20 protein-coding genes are annotated in these 20350 nt (G+C 72.6%); 7 read left to right on the top strand and 13 right to left on the bottom strand.

Annotation, left to right across the window (positions count from 1 at the left end; translation table 11 throughout):
* Positions 1 to 117: 117 nt before the first annotated feature.
* Entirely contained in the window at positions 118 to 693 is a 576-nt protein-coding gene (locus tag ACFVHB_RS05785; protein WP_375941613.1) for an HD family hydrolase, read from the bottom strand.
* A complete protein-coding gene (locus ACFVHB_RS05780) occupies positions 690 to 1820 on the bottom strand; it encodes a helix-turn-helix domain-containing protein (RefSeq protein WP_380315649.1) in 1131 nt (376 codons plus the stop codon). The genes ACFVHB_RS05785 and ACFVHB_RS05780 overlap by 4 nt, the downstream gene beginning before the upstream one ends.
* Positions 1821 to 2278: 458 nt before the next feature.
* On the opposite strand from ACFVHB_RS05780, the gene ACFVHB_RS05775 reads away from it, so the two are divergent.
* The 4 genes from ACFVHB_RS05775 (at position 2279) to ACFVHB_RS05760 (ending at position 5444) form a co-directional block, all read left to right on the top strand.
* Positions 2279 to 2455 carry a hypothetical protein gene (locus tag ACFVHB_RS05775; RefSeq protein ID WP_380315646.1) on the top strand — a complete coding sequence of 59 codons (177 nt, stop codon included), beginning with the start codon at positions 2279 to 2281 and terminating at the stop codon, positions 2453 to 2455.
* Positions 2456 to 2583: 128 nt separating this feature from the next.
* Positions 2584 to 3510, top strand: a complete 927-nt coding sequence (locus ACFVHB_RS05770; protein WP_380315643.1) for a hypothetical protein — start codon at positions 2584 to 2586, stop codon at positions 3508 to 3510.
* 36 nt (positions 3511 to 3546) lie between these two features.
* Positions 3547 to 4800, top strand: coding sequence for a tetratricopeptide repeat protein (locus ACFVHB_RS05765; RefSeq protein ID WP_380315640.1), 1254 nt, complete (start codon positions 3547 to 3549; stop codon positions 4798 to 4800).
* An 83-nt stretch (positions 4801 to 4883) separates the two neighbouring features.
* A complete protein-coding gene (locus tag ACFVHB_RS05760) occupies positions 4884 to 5444 on the top strand; it encodes a metallophosphoesterase family protein (protein WP_380316103.1) in 561 nt (186 codons plus the stop codon).
* A 35-nt stretch (positions 5445 to 5479) separates the two neighbouring features.
* Here ACFVHB_RS05760 and ACFVHB_RS05755 read toward each other — a convergent pair whose 3' ends face one another.
* Both ACFVHB_RS05755 and ACFVHB_RS05750 read right to left on the bottom strand, forming a co-directional pair.
* The gene (locus ACFVHB_RS05755; protein WP_380315637.1) at positions 5480 to 6571 is read right to left on the bottom strand and encodes a VWA domain-containing protein; all 1092 of its coding nucleotides are present in this window, start codon (positions 6569 to 6571) and stop codon (positions 5480 to 5482) included.
* Between the two features lie 230 nt (positions 6572 to 6801).
* On the bottom strand, positions 6802 to 7218 hold the full coding sequence (locus ACFVHB_RS05750) for a hypothetical protein (protein WP_380315634.1): 417 nt from the start codon (positions 7216 to 7218) through the stop codon (positions 6802 to 6804).
* A 171-nt stretch (positions 7219 to 7389) separates the two neighbouring features.
* Here ACFVHB_RS05750 and sigJ point away from each other — a divergent pair, with 171 nt between their 5' ends.
* The gene (gene sigJ / locus ACFVHB_RS05745; RefSeq protein WP_380315631.1) at positions 7390 to 8334 is read left to right on the top strand and encodes an RNA polymerase sigma factor SigJ; all 945 of its coding nucleotides are present in this window, start codon (positions 7390 to 7392) and stop codon (positions 8332 to 8334) included.
* 138 nt (positions 8335 to 8472) lie between these two features.
* Here the strand turns inward: sigJ and ACFVHB_RS05740 are convergent, their stop codons facing one another.
* A complete protein-coding gene (locus ACFVHB_RS05740; protein WP_380315628.1) occupies positions 8473 to 9138 on the bottom strand; it encodes a GPP34 family phosphoprotein in 666 nt (221 codons plus the stop codon).
* Between the two features lie 224 nt (positions 9139 to 9362).
* Here ACFVHB_RS05740 and ACFVHB_RS05735 point away from each other — a divergent pair, with 224 nt between their 5' ends.
* Positions 9363 to 10199 (top strand): hypothetical protein, encoded by an 837-nt coding sequence (locus ACFVHB_RS05735; RefSeq protein WP_380315625.1) that lies wholly within the window; start codon positions 9363 to 9365, stop codon positions 10197 to 10199.
* Positions 10200 to 10237: 38 nt separating this feature from the next.
* On the opposite strand, the gene ACFVHB_RS05730 is transcribed toward ACFVHB_RS05735, so the two are convergent.
* The 3 genes from ACFVHB_RS05730 to ACFVHB_RS05720 form a co-directional block, all read right to left on the bottom strand.
* Positions 10238 to 11341: an NADH:flavin oxidoreductase/NADH oxidase gene (locus tag ACFVHB_RS05730; protein ID WP_380315622.1), complete on the bottom strand. Its 1104-nt coding sequence runs from the start codon at positions 11339 to 11341 to the stop codon at positions 10238 to 10240.
* Positions 11342 to 11541: 200 nt separating this feature from the next.
* Positions 11542 to 14046, bottom strand: a complete 2505-nt coding sequence (locus ACFVHB_RS05725; protein WP_380315619.1) for a DUF3376 domain-containing protein — start codon at positions 14044 to 14046, stop codon at positions 11542 to 11544.
* Positions 14047 to 14192: 146 nt separating this feature from the next.
* Positions 14193 to 14813, bottom strand: coding sequence for a TetR/AcrR family transcriptional regulator (locus ACFVHB_RS05720; protein ID WP_380315616.1), 621 nt, complete (start codon positions 14811 to 14813; stop codon positions 14193 to 14195).
* A gap of 152 nt (positions 14814 to 14965) precedes the next feature.
* On the opposite strand from ACFVHB_RS05720, the gene ACFVHB_RS05715 reads away from it, so the two are divergent.
* The gene (locus tag ACFVHB_RS05715) at positions 14966 to 16162 is read left to right on the top strand and encodes a family 1 glycosylhydrolase (protein ID WP_380315613.1); all 1197 of its coding nucleotides are present in this window, start codon (positions 14966 to 14968) and stop codon (positions 16160 to 16162) included.
* 73 nt (positions 16163 to 16235) lie between these two features.
* Here ACFVHB_RS05715 and ACFVHB_RS05710 read toward each other — a convergent pair whose 3' ends face one another.
* The 5 genes from ACFVHB_RS05710 to ACFVHB_RS05690 form a co-directional block, all read right to left on the bottom strand.
* Positions 16236 to 17072, bottom strand: coding sequence for a ketose-bisphosphate aldolase (locus ACFVHB_RS05710; RefSeq protein WP_380315610.1), 837 nt, complete (start codon positions 17070 to 17072; stop codon positions 16236 to 16238).
* A complete protein-coding gene (locus ACFVHB_RS05705; protein WP_380315607.1) occupies positions 17050 to 17985 on the bottom strand; it encodes a 1-phosphofructokinase family hexose kinase in 936 nt (311 codons plus the stop codon). Before ACFVHB_RS05705 ends, ACFVHB_RS05710 begins: the two co-directional genes overlap by 23 nt.
* A complete protein-coding gene (locus ACFVHB_RS05700) occupies positions 17982 to 18935 on the bottom strand; it encodes an ROK family protein (protein WP_380315604.1) in 954 nt (317 codons plus the stop codon). Before ACFVHB_RS05700 ends, ACFVHB_RS05705 begins: the two co-directional genes overlap by 4 nt.
* Complete coding sequence (locus ACFVHB_RS05695) at positions 18928 to 19881, bottom strand: SIS domain-containing protein (RefSeq protein ID WP_380315601.1); 954 nt, start codon at positions 19879 to 19881, stop codon at positions 18928 to 18930. Before ACFVHB_RS05695 ends, ACFVHB_RS05700 begins: the two co-directional genes overlap by 8 nt.
* 104 nt (positions 19882 to 19985) lie before the next feature.
* Positions 19986 to 20350: carbohydrate ABC transporter permease (locus ACFVHB_RS05690; protein ID WP_380315598.1), on the bottom strand; the 365-nt coding region annotated here is incomplete at its 5' end.

Below are 20350 nucleotides of genomic sequence, written 5' to 3'. Positions count from 1 at the left end.
CCGAGACGCGAACACCCTCGCCGCTGCCGTAAGCGGGGCGGGGAAGTGAGCCAACGGGCCATGTATCGGTACACCGGGCGACTTCCCGAGCGGGCTCCTTTTCGCCCGTCGGCAGCGTCACCCGAGGTAGACCCTCTGCCACTCCAAGGAGGTCATGGTCAGTGCGGCCTCAGCAAGGGTGCGAGCCGACTCGGTTTTGAGGCTGCCGAGGCTGCTGTCGATCCACGGCTGAACGTTCTGGTATCCCTGCTCGCGGTACTCCACAGCCTGAATCAGACATTCCAGCTTGTCCGCGTCGTGGGCGACGGTGACTTCCAGGCTCTCGGCGTTCTCGTACTCCTCCACGATTGCCTGCACCCCGGCAACGACGGCCGGGTGAGCAGCGCTGACCTGGTCGGCGGTCACGCGTTCGTTCGAGGCGGCGGTGAGGTAGCGCCGGCCGATGTGCGGGATGTCGCTGACCCGGGTCTCCTGGGTGTCGTGGAAGAGGCACAGCAGGGCGACCTTGGCCGGGTCGGCCCCCTCCATCATCGCGAGCACCGCGCCGACGACACCCGTCCGGAACGAGTGCTCGGCGATCGTCTCGGGGTCTTTGACCCCAGCGATCCACCAGCCGGAGCGCTTGGCCCGCTTGAGCATGCCCGCCTCGAACAGGTAGCTCGCGGTGCCCTTCGCCTGCTTGTCGTCCGTCATCGCTGTCCTTCACTGTCGGATCGGTTGTCGCGATAACCGCCTACCCGCAGACCGTAGTGCACAGACTCCAGCTCGCGGCGGGACTGCTGTGAAAGGCCGTCACCATCAAGCAGCCTGACCACTCGTGCGGCCAGGTCACGGGCTGTACGAGGGTCCGCGTCGGCCAGGCCACTTCGGGTCAGCATCAGTGCCCAGATCGAATGGACGTAAAGGTCGGTGTACTCGCCCGCACGGTCCAGCCGGATGGCGAACTGTCGCAACAGCGAGGAGGCGTCCCACGCCGGGCGCTCGTGCTCGGCCATGAAGTCGTCGCTGGTCTGGGGACGTGAGTCGAGCCCGAGCCAGTGAGCCCAGTAGTTCAGGTTCGCGGTTTCGAAGTCGTCGTTGTCAGTGATCGAGCGGGCGATGAAGTCCCGGAGTAGCTCGGGATCCCCCTGCCGCGCCAGTGCCGCCGCGACCGACCGCGCCTCGGCCCAGCGGGGTGACCACCCCGAGCCGGCCGAGGGGATCCGGCCTCGGCGCCGCATCCCACCGAACCACTCGCCCACATCGCGGGCCCGGTCGTAGGAGGACAGGTACCAGACCTGTCTACGGAGCAACGCGGCCTCCTCACCTCCGGCCTCCACCAGGTCGGCGGTATGCCGGAGATTGTCGAAGAAGCGCGAGCGCACGTCTTGCCCGAGGAGCGGCGCAGTGGAGACCGGCCCGCGGCGGGCGGCAGGGATGCTCAGCTCGGCGGCCACCGCGCCGGGCAGAACCCCGCTGACGGCCCAGCCGATCATGTGCGTGGTGTCCCGGGTAAGCACCCACCCGGCCAACGGATGCTCCAGAACCTCGGAGCTCGTAGGCCGTGACCGCAGTATCTCGCCGAGGACGAAGTCCGCGTCCATCGCGAGGCTGATCAGGTCCACCAGCCCAGCCGGCGCGCCGAGCAGAATCAGCTTCCGGCGCAGCACCACCAGGTTCCCGGCCCTGGTGGAGGAGAGCGGTCGACGGCCGGACTCCCAGCCCTGGACGGTGCTCTTGTCAATGCCCAGGTCCACCGCCAACTCGTCCTGAGTCTTCGGGATCTGCTCCCGGACGACCTTGAACAGGAAGCCAGAGATCACTCCTTCGGGGAGCCGCACGGCCTCGGGCTGACTGCCAGTCAGTGTTTCGTTACGCCTCGGTGGTGTCCGAGCAGCCATTCCGGGCCCCCCTTGGCCTCGATCGTCCCGGTAACTCGTACTGGCAGTCCGTCGAACCCTGGAGTCACCGGCCGTAACTTCATGACTACGGCATCGCCGATGACAGCGGAAGCCTAATACCCACTCCGTCTCCCGCGAACAACAGTGATGCCCGGCCGCCCAGCCCACACGATCGGATGGCCCCATTGCCCACCCGGAAGATCCGGATTCGCTCACCTCCGCGGCCTCTTCAAAAAGCAGGGCAGCCACGGCGAGGCGCAACCCCCAAGCACGCCCCTCGGCCGCCCTACAAGCCCCCGGCCCGTCGGGAAGGGTCTTCTGCCGGGTCGGGCCGTACCACCCCGCCAGACTGCTCGCCCGCACCCGGGCGAGCAGAGCCAACCAGATGGGAGAGACACATGAGCACCACCATCATCAAGCCCGGTGACCCGGAGGTCACCGGCCTGACCCGCCGCCTGGACCACTCGGTCCCGGACGGCGACTTCACCCCGGCGGCGTCCGTCGCGTCCCTGACCCGCCGCCTGGACCACTCGGTCCCGGACGGCGACTTCACCCCGGTGGACACCCAGGTCTGACCTTCATCGGTTCTGAACTGATGCCGCCTGATTGACGGCATGGCGGGCCGACTCGGCTGTTCGTTTCCCGAGTCGGCCCGCCACCCCCTGATCCGACATCTGCACGTTTCGACCAAGGAGAGTCCATCGTGTCGACCACGATTGCCACCCGCGTCCCCGCCGGCTCCTTCTTCGACCTCGGCCGGAAGGACTCGATGCTGACCCGGCTCCGCGAGGAGGGCGCCGAGTTGGCTCTCCCGTTCGCCCTGATGGAGCACTTGGTGAAGTCGGGCACCCCTTACTCGGAGCACGCCCGTTCCCTGCGAAGTGAGCCGGTGCCCGTGGCCGGAGTGACCTTCGACTGGTTCGACGGGAAGCTTCCCGACGAGATCGCCAACGAGATCAACCTCGCGGACTACGAGATCGTCACGCACACCCACGAGCGCCGTGTGGCACTGACCCGGGCCCTGGACCGCCTGTCGCTCGTCCACCCCGAGGGAATCGCCCGCGTGCGCGAATTCGTCCGTGGGCTGCTGTGGGTGGGCCTCAAGCCCGGCGTCCACATGTCCTCGCTGACCAGCTCCAGCGACCCGGCGCTCCCGTACGTCATCGTGTTCTCCGACAAGGCCCGGCACCACATCCCGCCGAACACCGTCAGCCCGGAGTCCTCACCCCTCTTCCTGGCGGAGAACCTGCTGCACGAGGGAACCCACCAGTCGATCAGCTTCCACATTCTCCAGCACCAGGTCTTCGCCGACGGTTACTCCTCCCAGGAGTCCCCCAAGATCGAGATCAAGTGGCGGGCCGGGCAGGGCATCGCGCGCAACCAGTTCTGGGAGGTGGACCGGGCCTTCCACGCGACCTGTGTGTACAACCAGCTGCTGCGGTTCCGCCGTACCGAGCTCGACCGCGACGACCTGACCGCCAACGAGCGTGCCTGCTTCCAGACCGCGTACGACGACGGGCTGCCGGCCGTCCGTTACCTCATGCGCGAACTCGAACTCCTGAGTGAACAGTTCTCCCCGCACGGGGTGGCGCTGCTGGCCGACCTGCGCCACCAGACCGACCAGCTGTAGTGCCACGCTGAGCAGAACCGAACGAGGGAAGGTCCAGTGCTCCAGCACCTCATCACCCAGGACGATCACCTGCGGATGGCCCCCACCGACCGGAACGCCCTGACCACCGCGGTCAGGCAACTCCACGAGGAGCTGCGGAACTTGTCCAAGGGGTGCGACCCCACCCGGGCCCGTGTCCTGACCAGGTGGATCGGCATCGGCCAATTGAGCCTGGGCAACCACGACAAGGCCCGTACGTTCTTGCGGCAGTCGCTCGACCTGGCCGCAGCGATCGGGAACACCCGCGCCCTCGTAGCCACCAAGCTGAACCTCGGCGACGCACACCGCTACGCCGGGGACATGCAGGCTGCGGACGCGCTCTACCGCAGCGCGCTGGACACCGCGCGAAGCCAGCACCCGGAACTCGTTGACTTCGCACTTCAGCACACTGGCAAGCACCTCATGGAGTGCGGCGACCTCGCAGGTGCCCAGGCTCACCTGCGAGAAGCGCTGCGGCTGCGGATCGCCAAGGGGGACACAGAGCTGGTCAACTCCACGCAGGCCGCACTCGACCGGGTCGAGCTGCTGATCGGCCACTGCCATGCATCAGCGGCAGACGGCGCGGCACCGAGCCGGTGGAGCAGTCGGTGGACCTCATGGCTCCAGTCCCGCACCACGGCTCGGACGCCGGCCGGGTGGGAGGAGGACTTCCCCGCCCTCCGGGACGCTGTGCGCGGGCTCGCTGCACAGCAGCGCGTACACCCACGCCTCCTGCGCCACCTCGGTGACCAGTCGCTCCCCACCGAGTTGCTCGTTGCAATGGCGGAGGAGGCCGAGAAGGCCGTAGCCACTGACGGATACCTCCACAACGGCAAGTGGAACGCGGCCGTCGGGGACGCCGCGAACCACTTCGCCGGGCAGGTCGATCTCGCCGCTGTCGTGGCCCGGTCCACCGGCCTACAGGTCGACCATCCTCACACCGCCGTCTACATCGCGTACCTGGAGGAAGGACAGTTCCTCGATTTCCACGTTGACGAGTTCGGCTTCGGCGAGGCCAACCTGATCCTGTGTCTGAAGCACGAGCGCCCCACCGCCGCGCCCAGCGTCAGCACCACGGTCTTCATCACCGCCGACGGCTACCTCGAATGCGACCTCGCCGCAGGTGACTGTGTCGTATTCGACGGCGCGCTCACGCCGCACGGCCGGACACCACTCAATAGCGGAGAGAGCGTCACTCTCATCAGCTTCGGCTTCCGCACGCGTGATCATGCTCTGCGAATGCCCACGCACCTCCCGCCGGTCCCGGCGTAGCCGAGGTGGCGCGCCCTGCGCCCGGTCGCGGGGTGGCTGTGAGAAGCTCGGAGCCTCCGGTCGTCTACACCGTCCCCACCACGATGCGACTCCTGCTGACCTCGGACACCCACGTCCCCACCCGGGCGCGGTCCTTGCCCGCACCGCTCCTCGCGGCCATCGCCGACGCCGACGTCGTGTTCCACGCCGGCGACTGGGTGGACACCGCCACGCTCGACCTGTTCCAGGCCCGGTCGAAGCGGCTGGTCGCCGTGCACGGCAACAACGACGGGCCGGCGCTGCGGAAGCGGTTGCCCGAGGTCGCGCGCGTCGAGCTCCAGGGTGTCCGGTTCGCGGTGGTCCACGAGACCGGTGCCGCCCGGGACCGCGAACGGCGGTGCGAGGCGCGCTTCCCGGAGGTGGACGTCCTGGTCTTCGGGCACAGCCACATCCCGTGGGACAGCCGGGCCCCGGGCGGCCTGCGGCTGCTCAACCCCGGTTCGCCGACCGACCGGCGCCGCCAGCCGTTCGCCACCTACCTGACCGCCCGCCTGGACGACGGCCGCCTCACCGACGTGCGGCTCCACCGGCTGCCGCACCCTCCGTCCGGGCGTCAGCGCGGCCCTGCCGACGCCGACCCGGATCGGCCCGACGGCCGCCCGTGAAGCGGTGACGAGCGGCGCGGATCGTGCCGCGCCGGCTACAGCAGGACGAGCAGCTTGGTGCCCGGCACCAACTTCCGGTTGACGGAGGTCGACTGGACGAACACGGTGTAGGACGGGTTCTCGCCCGGCTTCACGGTGGCCTCCGACGTCGGCAGGCCCAGGAGCCGGCGGGCCGCCGGGCCCGAGAACACCCTGCCGGTCATCCGGCCGGTGGCCGGGTCCTTCTCCGCCACGGCGAGCTGCTTGTTGCCCTGGATCTTCTCGCGCTTGGACAGCTCGTAGAAGGCGCAGCCGCTCTTGTACGCGTGCCCGGCGCTGGTGACGAAGTCGCGGATCTGCGTCTGCTGGTCGACCGGGATCAGGATGTACTTGCCGGTGTCCAGGGCATCGAGGCTGCCCGTCACGTCGGCGGCGTTCAAGTCCTGGCCCATGGCGAAGAGGTTCCGGGTGCCGCGCACGCCCTGCTCGCGCCCGCGCAGGAAGCTCGTGGCGGCCGTCTTGACGGTGCCGATGGCCTCCTCGACGCCCTTGCTGGAGTCGGCGTCCCAGATCGCGATGTTGCCCGCCGGGAACCCGTACTCCTGCGCGGTGCGCTTGGCCAGCGAGTTCGGGACCAGGATCGCCGAGGTCCAGTGGTCGGGGAGGTCGTCCATCGCGCCCTGGATGCGGTCCATCCACTTGCGCAGCACGGCGCTGCCCTTGCCGGCGCTCATCCGGGTGTGCATCTGGCCGCTCTCCGAGCAGCCGGAGGCGTTCTCCTCGCCGTCGGTGACGACGACCTGGAGGAAGGAGTGCTCCCCGTAGCCCTCCCAGATGTTCTTCAGGTCGTCGACCGACTTCACGGCCGCCTCGATCAGCGCGGTCGCACCGTTGTCGACCGCGTAGAGGCCCCGCAGGGACGGCAGGTGCTTCACGTCCATGTCCCAGACCAGGTTCTGCACCTCGTGGTCGAAGGCGTAGAGACTGATCCGGGTCTCCTGACCGAGGCGGTCCGACTCCTCCTGCAGGCCCTTCACGAACTCGTCGACCACCCGGACGAGTTGCGCCTCGTGCTGGCGCATCGAACCGGACTTGTCGACGACGAGCGAAACGTGGTTGACCTTGTGCTTGATCCTGCTCGCAGACATGCCGCTACCCCTGTTCCAACGCCTCTTCGGCGCCTTTCCGGCGCCCCCTCCAACGTTGCTCCCACACTACGGAGGACCACTGACAATCCCCTCTGACCTGGGATTTCACAGCGGCCGGCCGCCCCGCACCGTCCGGCCGTCAGGCCTTCCGCAGGCACAGGGCCAGGGGGCCCAAAGAACTGGGGCAATAGGAGTATTTGATACGACGTCAGTTCACGAGCGGGCAGCGGTCAGCCGCCGGCCGTGGCGCGCCCGCCCGTGCGGTGGGCGTTCAGCTCCAGGCCCAGGCGGAGCAGGCTCATGCCGAACATCAGGACGCCCAGCGGGACGTGCAGGCTCGGCACGTGGGCGATGCCGAGGACCACCTGCACCGACGCGAGGGCCAGGAAGCCCGTGCCGTAGAGGATCGACGCGGGTGAGCGACCGCCCGGGCGCCACGCCAGGACCGCGGCGAGCACGTGGAGCATCGCCGCCGCGTACATCACCCGGGCGCCGACGCCGTGGAGCACCTCGCCGTGCGAGGACGACAACAACAGGCCCGCGGTGGCGGCCTGGAAGAAGATGGTCGCGGTCTGGAGGGCGATCGCGATCCGCAGGAGCTTCGGATACACGGCGCCGCGCTGCTGGGCTGCCCCTGTGTCGGCCATGACGGTCCCTTTCGTCTTCCTTCGGTGTTCCTTCGGGTGGACCGGTGGGTGATCCCGCCCTCGTCCTTACGACGACGCAGCCCCCTGGAACGTCAGGCCACCCCGGCCGAACGCCCCGGCGGCGGGTTCGCGATCATGGGGGCGGACCCGATCGAGAAGGCAGGGACGACCATGACCATCCGGCCCCGCTCCGGACAGCCCCGACCCGAGGTGCCACGGGACCCGGTCGCCTCCGAGCGCCGGAGACTGACCAACCTCGCCTACCGGCTGCTGGGCTCGCTGGCCGAGGCGGAGGACGCCGTGCAGGAGGCCTACGCCCGCTGGTACGCGCTGCCCCCGCGGGATCGGGAGGCCGTCCGGTCCCCCGGTGCCTGGCTCACCACGGTGACCGGGCGCATCTGCCTCGACGTGCTCGGCTCGGCGCGGGCCCGCCGGGAGAGCTACGTCGGCGCGTGGGTGCCGGAGCCGCTGCCCGACGGCAGGGAGTGGATGAACGGGCGGAGTGGCGGCAGCGGGGACGACCCGGCCGACCGGATCACCCTCGACGAGTCGGTCGACATGGCCTTCCTCGTCGTCCTGGAGACGATGACCCCCGCCGAACGGGTCGCCTTCGTCCTCCACGACGTCTTCCAGTACTCCTTCGCCGAGGTGTCCGGGATCGTCGGCCGCACCCCGGCCGCCTGCCGCCAGCTCGCCTCGTCCGCCCGCCGCCGACTGCGCGCCGAACGCGTCCCGGCACCGGCGGGCAGCCAGCAGGGCCACCTCGTCCGAGACTTCAAACAGGCGTGGCAGGCCAACGACATCGCCGCCCTGATCGGTCTGCTCGACCCCGCCGCGGCCATGGTCGCCGACGGCGGCGGCGTCGCGAACGCGGTACTGCGCCCGATCACGGGCGCCGAGCAGATCGCCCGCTTCATCGTGGAGATGGCCCGCCGTGCGCCCGGCACCGAGCTGCTGGAACGGTCGGTCAACGGCCGTCCCGGACTGGTCGCCCGTTTCGCCGGCCGCACCGTGACCGTCGCCGCCTTCGCCACCGCCGGCGACCGGATCACGCACATCTGGGCCGTCCGCAACCCCGACAAGCTCCACCCCTGGACCGACCTCCCCCACGACTGACCGTCACCCCGCCGGCTCGACGACCGCGACCGCCGCCGGGGGGAGCCACCCAGGCCCGGCAGGTCTGGGCGGCGTCCGTCCGACGACGACGCCCGCCGGGACCGCCGGGACCGCTTCGGCGGGCCGTGGCGGCCGTCGTCAGGTCATCGTCGCAGCCACCACGGCGGCGGTGGTGGCAGCCACCAGGGCGGCCTGGGTGGTGCGGATCGCGTCGCGGACGGCGTCGCCCGCCCACTGGCCCTCGGCGATCGCGGCCATCCTCGGCTCGACCTGCCCGCGCGGCAGGTCGGGGAAGGCCAGCCCGTGCAGGCGAGCGCCGTGGAGCAGCCCGATCAGTGCGCCGGTGCGCTCGTCGGGCTCGGCGCCCTCCAGCACCACCCGGGCGAGCCGGCCGCGCAGCTCGCGCTCGACCGTGCCGTCCGCCTCCGGGTAGCGGCGGACCGGGAACAGGCCGAGCACCCGGTGCCGCTCCTCGGTGACGATGCCCCGCTCGCGCAGGCTCGTCAGGGTCGCCTCGACGGTCTTCCACTGCTCCTTCCGCAGCCAGTTCGCCACCGTCGCCGACCGGCTGGTCGGGGCCCAGGCCGCGATCCGCTCCAGGCGGCCGTCGAGCAGCGCGTCCCCGGTCGGCGAGGCGTCGGTCACCTCCAGCAAGCCGTCGTCCACCCCGACGCGCCCGGCCCGGGCCAGCTCCAGGAGGAGACCGCTGGCCACGGCGCAGGCGGCCGCCCACTTGTCCTTCGCCTGGCCGCTCTCGTCGTCCAACGACAGGAGCATGACCTCCTCGCCCAGTGTGACGGGCATGTCCCACCCCTTGTGATCACGAAACGCCTGCATGCCGGACGGGACGATCACACGACCGGGAAGGTTCCCGGAATCCCGCCGGGACGGGTCGGCACCCCTGGCGCGGGCGGGGTCAGCCGTCCACGTGCGGCCGGGCCGGTGGCGTCCACGGACACGACTACCGCTCCTCCGACCCTTCACCTCTCGCAGTAGGCTGAGCGGGAAACATGATCTTCAGGAGGGCCATGTCCACCGCCAAGCCCCGCGTCCTGCTCGTCACCGACCTGGCCTACCAGGCCCGGGGCCGCCGGTACTGCGACGAGGACATCCGACTCTCCGCCCGCCTGCGCGAGGACTTCGACGTCGCCCTGTGCCACCCGCTCGACGCCGCCTCGCTGATGGACGCCTTCGACGTGGTCCTCGTCCGCAACAGCGGCCCGGTGCTGAACTACCCCGCCGAGTACGAGGCCTTCCGCGACCGCGCGCTCGCGCGCGGCACCCGCGTCCACAACCAGCTGACCGGGCGCGCCGACATGGCCGGCAAGCAGTACCTGCTCGACCTCAGCGCCGCCGGGTACCCGGTCATCCCCACCATCGACCGGGCCGAGGACCTCGCGCGCCTGCCCGTCGTCCCCGACTACGTCGTCAAGCCGAAGCTCGGCGCCGACTCGATCGGCCTGCGGATCGTCCCCCGCGACCGGCTCGCCGCCGTCGAGTACGACGGCGTGCTGGTCCAGCCACTGATCCGCTTCGTGTACGAGGTCTCGTTCTACTTCGTCGACGACGCCTTCCAGTACGCCCTCCACGCCCCCGACCCCGGGCAGCGCTGGCGCCTCGTCCCCTACGAGGCCACCGCCGCCGATCTGGAGTTCGCCCGCCGCTTCATCGCGTGGAACAGCATCGAGCACGGCATCCAGCGGGTCGACGCCTGCCGCACCCCCGAGGGCGAACTCCTCCTCGTCGAGTTGGAGGACCTCAATCCCTACCTCTCCCTGGACCTCGTCGCCGAGGCCACCCAGGACTCCTTCGTCGCCGCTCTCAAGGCCTCGTTGCGCACGATGGCGACCGCGCCCCGGCCCTGACCCGCCGTGCCGCGGGACGTGCCGGGGCGTCGGGAGGCTCAGGCGCGGTGGTACTGGACGGGGCCGGGGACGGGGGCGCCGAGCTCGGCGGCGGCGTGGCGCGCCCAGTACGGGTCGCGCAGCAGCTCGCGGCCGATCAGGACGGCGTCGGCCCGGCCGCTGGTGAGGATGGACTGGGCCCGGGCGGGGTCGGTGATCAGGCCGACGGCCGCCACGGGCATGCCGGCCTCGCCGCGCACCGCCGCGGCGAAGGGCACCTGGTAGTCGGGCCCGGCCTCGACCCGGGCGTCGGGGACGATGCCGCCGGTGGAGACGTCCATCAGGTCCACGCCGTGGGCCTGGAGCTCCTTGGCCAGCCGGACGGTGTCCTGCGAGGTCCACCCCTCGCGGCCGTCCTGCGCGTTCTCCGTGAGCCAGTCGGTCGCGGAGACGCGGAAGAAGACCGGCAGTTCCTCCGGCCACACCGCGCGGACGGCGTCCACGACCTCCAGGGCGAAGCGGATCCGTCCCTCGAAGGAGCCGCCGTACGCGTCGGTGCGGTGGTTGGTGACCGGGGAGAGGAACTCGTGGATCAGGTAGCCGTGGGCGCCGTGGATCTCGGCGACCTGGAAGCCGGCGTCGAGCGCGCGCCGGGCGGCGTCGGCGAACTGTCGCACGATCGCGCCGATCTGCTCCGCAGTCAGCTCGTCGGGCGTGGTGTGCGCGGAGGAGAAGGGGACGGCGCTGGGGCCCACCGGCGTCCAGCCGTGGGTCTCGTGCGGGGCGAGGGAGCGCCCGCGCTCGACCCAGGTCCGTTCGGTGGACGCCTTGCGTCCGGCGTGGGCGAGCTGGATGGCCGCGACGGTGCCCTGCGCCCTGAGGAAGGCGGTGATCCGCCGGAAGGCCGCGGCCTGCGTGTCGTTCCAGATGCCGAGGTCGTACGGGCTGATGCGACCCTCGGGGCTGACGGCGGTGGCCTCGGTGATGATCAGGCCCGTGCCGCCGGTGGCGCGCGCCGCGAGGTGGGTGAAGTGCCAGTCCGTCGGGACGCCGGCCTCGGCGCCGTCCGGCGCGGCACTGTACTGGCACATCGCCGGCATCCAGATCCGGTTCGCAACGGTCAGCGTCCGCAGGGTGTAGGGGCTGAAGAGGGTGGCGGTCATGTCGGGCTCCTGGTGGGGCGTCCGGCGTCGTCCGGCGCCGGGTGACCGGGCTCGGAGGAGCGCGGGCGGCGGCGGCCGTGCCGAATGACGGCAGGTGCTACTTGCTTGACCAAACAATAGTTGCACGCGCGCACCACTTGCAAGCGCGGACTGTCCGCTCGCTCTCGCACCGGGAGCGACCCAACCGCGGGCCCCCCGATTCACCACGGGTCGACGCTGCCGCCCACCACGAAGCCGATCGCGAGGAGCACGAGCAGCACCACCGCCGCCAGCAGCAGGACGGAGCGGGTCAGCGCACGCGCCAGTGTCCGCCGCGGCCCGTTGCCGCCGCGGCCGGGGCGCCAGAAGAACCAGGTCAGCTTCCAGACCCGGCGCAGCACCCAGCGCGGAAGCCTCCGCCGGGCCAGCAGGACGTCCAGCGCCGTGGTGCCCGCGTCCCGTAGCAGCGCGACCTCGGTGGCGCCGAGCAGCGTGGAGTCGTCCGGGCTGCTCAGCCGGTGCAGTCGCCCGGTCATCTCCGCGACCGGGTCCTCGGCCACGCAGCGCTTGCCGGCGTGCAGGATGAGCCGCTGGAGCTGCAGTTCCTGGTCGGCGTCGCACTCCGGCAGGAGCAGCGGCAGCAGGTGGTGGGCGGCGTCCAGCCGGCCCCAGGTGAAGTCGGAGCGCCGCCAGTCCCTGTTGATGAAGGCGCCGAAGTGCTTGAACCGGATGCCGAAGAGCTTGCGGTCGCGCAGCACACCCTCCCAGGTCTCCCGGAAGAGCTGCCCGGTGGAGTCCGGCCCGAGCCGCATGAACCGGAACCGGGGTGTCGGCGCGGCGAGCACCCCGACGGCAGGGGCGCACGCGGTGGTCACCACTTCGATCTGGAGGAAGGCCGACACGACGTGCTCCGGGGTCGGCCAGCGGTGCGCCGCCTCGGGGCCGAGGGCGGCGAGGAAGGCGGCGGCCCCCTCCCGCACCTGCCGGGCCACCACCGTCGGGACGTCCAGCTCGGCGTAGACCCGGCCGGCCAGGGCGGCGGCCTCGACGGCGCCGAGCTCCCCGCCCGCGAGCCTCAGTTCGCGGGTCAGCGCCTCGGCCGCGTCACGGACGGCGATGACGCGCAGCAGGCACCGGTTGACCGTCTTCGCGGCGCCGGTGATCCGCTGGAAGCCGTCGTGGTCGGCCGGGACGCCCTGGGCGGGGGTGACCGGCGGCGCCGACCGCTCGCGGCCCGGGCCCGGCACCAGGCGCTGGTTGAGGTGACCGCCGAGCGTGGTCAGCAGCCTGGTCGCGGCGCTGAGCCCCCACCTCCAGGCGGCCAGGTCGGGCGCGGCGAGCGCGCTCGGATCCTGCGGCGGCAGCCAGTTGTGCGGCTGTCCGAGGACGAGCTCCACCGCGTCGTCGTCCGCCTGCGGCGGGGAGGCGATCGGGGTGGCGGCCTCGACGGCGCCGCGCAGTTGGAGGTTCTCCAGCACGACCGCCCTGGCCCGGCTGCGCCGGTACTCGCCGACCAGGCACGCGGCCGCGTCGGCCACCTGGGCCGCCAGGGCGGCGGCGGCCGCCTCGCCGGCGCCGGTGCGCGGCAGCAGCCGGTCGAAGAGCTCGTCGCGGGGGCTGCGGGCGCTGCCCTTCAACCGCCGGTCGAGGTCCTCGGCGCTGGAGCGGAAGTCCGCCTCCTGCGGGTAGTTGAGGGCGTTGAAGGCCACGGTGAGGACGCCGACCTCGTCGCACGGGGTCTGCTTGACCTTCTCCTCGGCGAGTTCGCCGGCCGAGGGGACGACGTAGACGAGGACGCGGTCGACCGGCCGGTCCTCCAGCGGCCGCCGGGCGATCTCGTCGAGCACCGGCCCGAAGGGCGCGTTGTTCAGCACACCGCCGTCCATGACGCAGCTGGCCGTCTTCGCGCAGCCCTCCTCGGGCAGGATCCGGTTGTCGATCAGCGGATCCTCGCTGACGGGCGGGAAGGCCCCCGGGTAGCCGGCCGTGACGCGCGCGGCCAGCACGAGCGGCTCGTCCGCCGCGAACTGCTGCGCGCCCTCGCCGGCGAAGGCCCACTGCGGCGGGGTCTGCCGCCGGTCGAGGACGTAGCGGGGGCTGTCCTCGGGCCGCTGGTTGCCGAAGCGGTAGACCCGTCGGTGGTCGCGGACGTCGAAGTGCTGGTCGAAGCCGTCCTTGAACTTCCGCGGCGGCCCGTCCAGCGCGGTGGCCGTGACGAACAGCGTGACGTTCTCGGGCCGGCCGCCGCCCTTGATCTGCTGGACGGCGCCCCGGATCCTGTCGCTGAAGAAGGTGCCGTTGAACAGGCTCCGCGGCGGCTCCGTCGAACCGCCGTGCCGGGTCAGCAGGCTGCGCAGGTCGGCCGACTCCTCCCACAGGCCGCGCAGATCGGGCAGCCTCCCGCCCCGGGCGATGGTGGTGGCGAGCAGCAGCCCGTTGAGCCCGCCCGCCGAGGTGCCGGAGATGATGTCGATGGTGACGCGCCGGTCGGTCCGGCGCAGCAGGTCCCGCCACATGTCGAAGACCGGGAGGTCGGGATCGGTCGGGTCCAGGCCGGCGTCGGTGCCGGCGAGGTGCTGGGAGGCCAGCCGGAGCAGGTTGAGCTCGTGCACCACTCCGCCCATCCAGACCGCGAGGCTGACACCGCCGTTCATCACCAGGGCGAGGCGCAGTTCCACCGAATCGCCGTCAGGCCCACAGGTGCGGGGAGTGTGGTTGTCGACCATGCGTTCACCGTGCCCGAACCGCGCGGGGGCGGGGGTCGCGCGGCCGCCCGGAGCCGGACACGTTCACCCGGACGGCGCCCCCGGCCGGGCCGGGGCGCCGTGGCGCCCCCGCCCGCCGCCGCTCGGGCGAGGCGACCGGGCGCCGGCTACGCGCCGGTGGCGTCCCCGGCGCTGCGGTCGAGTGCGTCGAGCAGGACGTCGCGCAGGCGGGTGATGTCCGCCGCCATGTCGATCGACGGTTCGAGGAGCCACTGCAGCTGGAGGCCGTCCGTGGCGGCGAGGAGCATCCTGGCCGCCCAGTCGGTGTCGATGTCGCGGGCGGTCGACGGGGCGCGCCCGGTGTCCGGGGGCGGGGTGGCGGCGGCGTCGGCGATGCGCCGGCGGAGGGTCCGGTAGCGCTCGGTGAAGAAGTCGTGGGCCGGGTGGTCGGGCTCGGCGGCGGCCGCGGCCAGGTCGACGAAGAGTTTGACCAGGCCGGGTGTGCCGGCGTTCTCGATCAGCATGGTGGGCTGCCAGAAGGCGTCGTTCCCGCCGTGGGTCTCGGCCGCGGCGGCGTCGCGGGCCTCGAGGACGGCGGTGAGGAGCGCTTCGCGGTTCGGGAAGTGGTGCAGGACCCCCGCGTCGGTCATGCCCACGCGTTCGGCGATGTCCCGGACGGACACGGCTCTGGTGCCGGCCTCGGCGTAGGCCGCCAGCGCGGCATCGATGATCGTCTTCCGCTTGGCGGCGCTCTTGGCGTAGGGGCCACGGGGGCTGCGGGTGCTCACGCGCAGAACTGTAGCCCCGCTCCGGGCGGCGGCCCCGCACCGAACCACGCCAATTCCTAGACTTACAAGGTTTTCGGATTTACCGTGGCAGGACCGGGCGGTGACGCGCCACGCGCGTCGACCCCGCTGCTCTCCACCCGAAGGATTCCGCGATGCTGTGCCACGGCTACGGACGGATGCTGTCCGACGACTTCCTCTTCGGCACCTCCACCTCCGCCCACCAGACCGAGGGCAACAACACCAACAGCGACTGGTGGCTCCTGGAGCACGCCGGCGGGCGAGTGACGGAGCCGAGCGGCGACGGCGCCGACAGCTACCACCGCTGGCGCGAGGACATGGACCTGCTGGCCGGACTCGGCTTCACCGACTACCGGTTCGGCATCGAATGGGCGCGGATCGAACCGGCCCCCGGCCGCTTCTCGCACGCCGCCCTGGCCCACTACCGCCGCATGGTCGACGGAGCGCTCGAACGCGGCCTGCGGCCCATGGTGACCCTGCACCACTTCACCGCACCCGCCTGGTTCGCCGACCGCGGCGGCTGGACCGCGCCCGGGGCCGTCGACCTCTTCGCCCGGTACGTGGCGGAGACCGCCCCGGTCATCGCCGTCGGCGTGCGCCACGTCTGCACCATCGACGAACCCAACACGGCCGCCGCCCTCGGCGCCCGCGCCGCGTCGGGCGCCGAGGCCCTGCCCCCGGCCGGACTGCCGCTGCCCGACGAACGGACGACGGCCGCCCTGATCGAGGCCCACCGCAGGGCCTTCGCCGTCATCCGGGCGGTCAACCCGGAGATCCGGATCGGCTGGTCCGTGGCCGGCCAGGTCTGCCAGGCCCTGCCCGGCGCGGAGGAGGCCGCCGTCGCCTACCGCCACCCGCGCGAGGACGTCTTCCTCGAAGCCGCCCGCGGGGACGACTGGGTGGGCGTCCAGGCCCACACCCGAACGCTCGTCGGGCCGAAGGGACCGGTCCCCGTGCCGCCGGAGGCCGGCCGCACGCTCACCGGCCGGGAGTACTACCCGGCCGCGCTCGGCCACGCGCTGCGCCACACCGCCGCCCTGGCCCCCGGCGTGCCGATCATCGTCACCGGGAACGGCGTCGCCACCAACGACGACGCGCGCCGGATCGCCTACACCACCACCGCCCTGGCGGACCTCGCGGCGGCGATGACGAACGGGCTCGACATCCGCGGCTACCTGCACGGGAGCGCGCTCGACACCTACCGGTCGGGGTCCTCCTGCCCCGCCTTCGGGCTGATCAGCGTGGAGCCGAAGACCTTCGTCCGCACGCCCAAGCCCTCCGCCACCTGGCTCGGCGGGCTCGCCCGCACCCGGGTGCTCTCCGTCGGCTAGCCGCTCCCCACCGGGCTCCCCCGCCGCGCCGGCGAGGGAGCCCCTTGCCTGCCCGGGTAGCCCGGAGCGGACGCTACCCGGCGCCCAGGATCCGCAGCAGGCGGGCGACCTCGGCGGCGACGGCACCGCGGGCCGGGGCCAGGTAGAGGCGGGTGTCGGCGGCCTCGGCGTGGGCCGCCAGGTAGGTGCGGACGGCCAGCGTGAACGCCTTGTTGAGGTGGGTGGCGATGTTGACCTTCGTCATGCCCGCGCGGACGGCCCCGGCCAGACCGGCGTCGCCGACGCCCGAGGACCCGTGCAGCACCAGCGGCACGGGGACGGCCCCGCGCAGCCAGGTGATCAGCCCGAAGTCGAGCACGGCGTCGCGGGTGAGCATCGCGTGCGAGCTGCCCACCGCCACGGCGAGGCTGTCGACCCCGGTCGCGGCGACGAACTCCCGCGCCTCGTCCGGATCGGTGCGCACGCCGGGCGCGTGGGCGCCGTCCTTGCCGCCGACCTCCCCGAGCTCGGCCTCGACGGGGACGCCCCGGCCGTGGCAGTACGCCGTGACCTCCCGGGTGGCGGCGACGTTCTCGCCGTAGGGCAGCCTGGCCGCGTCGAACATCACCGAGGTGAAGCCGAGGGAGACGGCCTCGCGCACGAGGTCGACGGACTCGGCGTGGTCGAGGTGCACGCCCACCGGGACGCTCGCGGCCCGGGCGATGGCGAGCGCGGCGAGCGCGATCGGTTCGAGCGCGCCGTGGTACCGGACCGTGTTCTCGCTGATCTGGAGGATCACCGGCAGCCCGGCGGCCTGCGCTCCGGCGACGATCGCCTGCGCGTGCTCGATCTGGATGACGTTGAAGGCCCCGACGCCCACCCCCTTGTCGGCGGCGTCGCGGACGATCTCATCGGTCGGGGTGAGTGGCATGGATCTTCTCCACGGGTGCGGTGGTGCGGAATCGGCGGTAGAGGCCGAGGTCGACGTCGCCGGCCCGCGGGCACGGAACGGCCGCGGCGGACAGGGCCACCGCGTCGCGCAGCAGCTCGGGCCACGGCGTGCCGGCGGCGAGCCCGGCGGCCAGGGCCGCGACACAGGCGTCGCCCGCCCCGGTCGGGTTGCCGGTCAGCCGCTCCGGGGGTGCGGCCCGCCAGCCGCCCTGAGGGGTGGTCGTGCGCAGCCCGTCCGGGCCGCAGGAGGTCACCACCGCGTGCGCGCCCAGCCGGAGCAGCTCGGCGGCCGCCTCGCCGAGGTCCAACCGGCCGGTGGCGGTGACGAGTTCGGCGGCATTGGGCTTGACCACGTCCGGTCCGGCCGGCAGGGCCGCGCGCAGCGGAGGGCCACTGGTGTCCAGCACGGTGACGGCGCCGGCCCGCGCCGCCACCGTCACGAGCCGGCCGTAGGCGTCCGGCGGCAGACCCGGTGGCAGGCTGCCGGCCAGCACGACGGCCTCGGCGTCGCGGGCCAACCGGGCGTAGTGCGCGAGGAACTCCGCCCACTCGTCCGGCAGCACCGCGGGACCGCTCTGGTTGAACACGGTCGCGTCGCCGTCCTTGCGGGAGACCACGGTGACGGTCCGCCGGGAGTCGCCGGCGATGGGGACGAGCTCGTCCCGCAGGCCGGCCGCGCGGAGTTCGGCCCGCAGCAGACCTCCGGTCGGCCCGCCGGCGAGGCCGGTCACGACCGCCGGCCGTCCGAGGGCCGAGAGCACCCGGGCGACGTTGACGCCCTTGCCGCCCGCCCGCTCGTGCACCGCGTCGACGCGGTGCGAGGTGCGCGGGACGAGGTCGTCCACCAGGTAGGTGACGTCCAGCGCGGCGTTCAGCGTGACGGTGAGGATCACAGCGACACCACGCCCTCGGCCCGGTCGGCCGCCCGCCAGGCGTACAGGCCGGCGCCCAGACAGCCGGCCTGGTCCCCCAGCGCGGCACGCTCCAGTCTCGGGCGGCGCTGGACGGTCAGCCGCCCGGCCAGCCGGCCGCGGACCGGGTCCAGCAGGAGGTCGCCCGCCTCGGCCAGGCCGCCGCCGAGCACGATGAGTTCGGGGGCGAGCAGGGCCGCGGCGGCGGCGAGGGCCGTGGCGAGGGCGTCGGCCGCGCGCGCCCAGACCGCCCGGGCGTGCGGGTCACCCTGCCGCAGCAGTGCCGCGACCTCGTCGGCGCCGCTGACGGCCCGGCCCGAGCGGGCGGTGAAGGCGGCCGCCACGGCCGCGGCGGAGGCCGCCGTCTCCAGGCATCCGCGCCCGCCGCAGCCACAGGGCTTCCCCTCGGGCTCCACGCACAGGTGGCCCAGCTCCCCCGCGTAGCCGCCGGCCCGGACGGGCCGGCCGTCGCAGAGGACGGCGGCCGCGATGCCCGTCCCGATCGCGACGAAGAGGACGTCGCGGGCACCACGGGCGGCACCGAGGGCGGATTCGGCCAGCCCGCCGGCCCGGACGTCATGGCCGAGGGTCACCGGCAGCCCCGTGCGCCGGGCGAGGACGGCGGCGAGCGGGAGGTCGCGCCAGCCGAGGTTGACCGAGTGCACCGCCCGGGCGGCGTCCTCGTCGACGATGCCCGGGACGACCACGCCGGCCCGGCGGGCCGTCAGCCCGCGCTCGCCGGCCTGCCGGGCGAGCAGTTCCAGGGTCACGGCGATCTCGTCCACCACCGCGTCCGGCCCGGCGTGGCGCGGGGTCGGCCGACGGAGCGTCAGCAGCGGGTTCAGCGAACGGTCCACCAGGGCGCCCTTCATGCCGGTGCCGCCGACGTCCAGGGCGATCACGCACTCGTGCGGGGACCGGCGCTCACGCACGGCGGTCCTGGAGGACGACGGAACGGGTGAGGTTGCGCGGGCGGTCCGGGTCACAGCCGCGCGACTCGGCGACCGCGACGGCCAGCCGCTGCGCCCGGACGAGGTCGGCCAGCGGGTCCAACCCGGTTGCGGCGTCCTGGGAGTCGGCGACCAGCAGCCCGCCGGCCCGGGCGATGTCGTCGGCCAGTCCGGTGGGCAGCGCCCCGAACATCCAGGCCACCCGGCCGGGCGCGGTGATGCTGATCGGCCCGTGCCGGTACTCCATGGCCGGGTACGCCTCGGTCCACGCACCGGCCGCCTCGCGCATCTTGAGCCCGGCCTCCAGGGCCAGCCCGTACGTCCAACCGCTGCCGAGGAAGGTGAACTGCTCGGCGCCGCGGACCTCGTCGGCCAGGGGCGCCGAGACGGCCCGTTCGGCGTCCCGGACCGCCCGGGCCAGCGGGAGGACCTCGCCCGGCAGCGCGCCCTCGGCCTCCAGGTGCGCCCGGAGCAGCGCCAGCGTGGTGGTGGCGTATCGGGTCTGCACCACCGACCGCTCGTCGGCGAAGTCCAGGACGGCGACGGTGTCGGCCACCGTCATCACGGGGGTGGCGGGGTCGGCGGTGATCGCGGACGTGGTCACTCCGGCCGCCCGGGCCGGGCCGAGCAGGTCGAGCACCTCGGTCGTGGTGCCGGACCGGGAGATGGCCAGGATCCGGTCGTACGCGCGCCCCCGGGGGAACTCCGAGGCGGCGAAGGCGTCCGTGACCCCGTGGCCGCCGCTCTCGCGGAGCACCGCGTAGGCCTGGGCCATGAACCAGGAGGTGCCGCAGCCGATGACGGCGACCCGCTCACCCCGGCGGGGCAGTGCGGGCGCGAGCCGGGGAAGGGATTCGGCGGCGCGGCGCCAGCAGTAGGGCTGCGAGGCGATCTCGACCGAGGTGCGGCAGGGCGCGGTGGAGGTCATGGCGACGGTTCCTTCGGAGGTGAGGGGGTGCTGGGGCCTTGTCGGCGCAGCACGGGGCGGCGCGGTCGGATGTTCCGACCGGGCGAACGGGCCGGGGAGAACGGCTACTTGACGGAGCCGGCGGTGAGTCCGGAGACGACGTGGCGTTCGATCAGGGCGAAGAGGATGACGACCGGGATGATGGCGACGACGGATCCGGCGAAGAGGTAGTTCCACTGGACGGTGTAGTTGCCGATGAAGTTGTTGATGCCGACGGTGAGGGGTTGGCTGCTCGGTTCGGTCGTCAGGGTCAGGCCCATGACGAACTCGTTCCAGGCGGAGATGAAGGTGAAGATGACGGCGGTGACGACGCCGGGCATGGCGAGGGGGAGGACGACGCGGCGTAGGGCGCCGGGGCGGCCGAGGCCGTCGAGCATGGCGGCTTCTTCCAGTTCGACGGGGATGGAGGCGATGTAGGCGGTGAGGATCC

Origin of the sequence: Kitasatospora sp. NPDC127111, assembly GCF_042677465.1 — a bacterium.
Classification (GTDB): Bacteria; Actinomycetota; Actinomycetes; order Streptomycetales; family Streptomycetaceae; genus Kitasatospora.
This window is presented reverse-complemented; position numbering and strand designations above follow the sequence as displayed.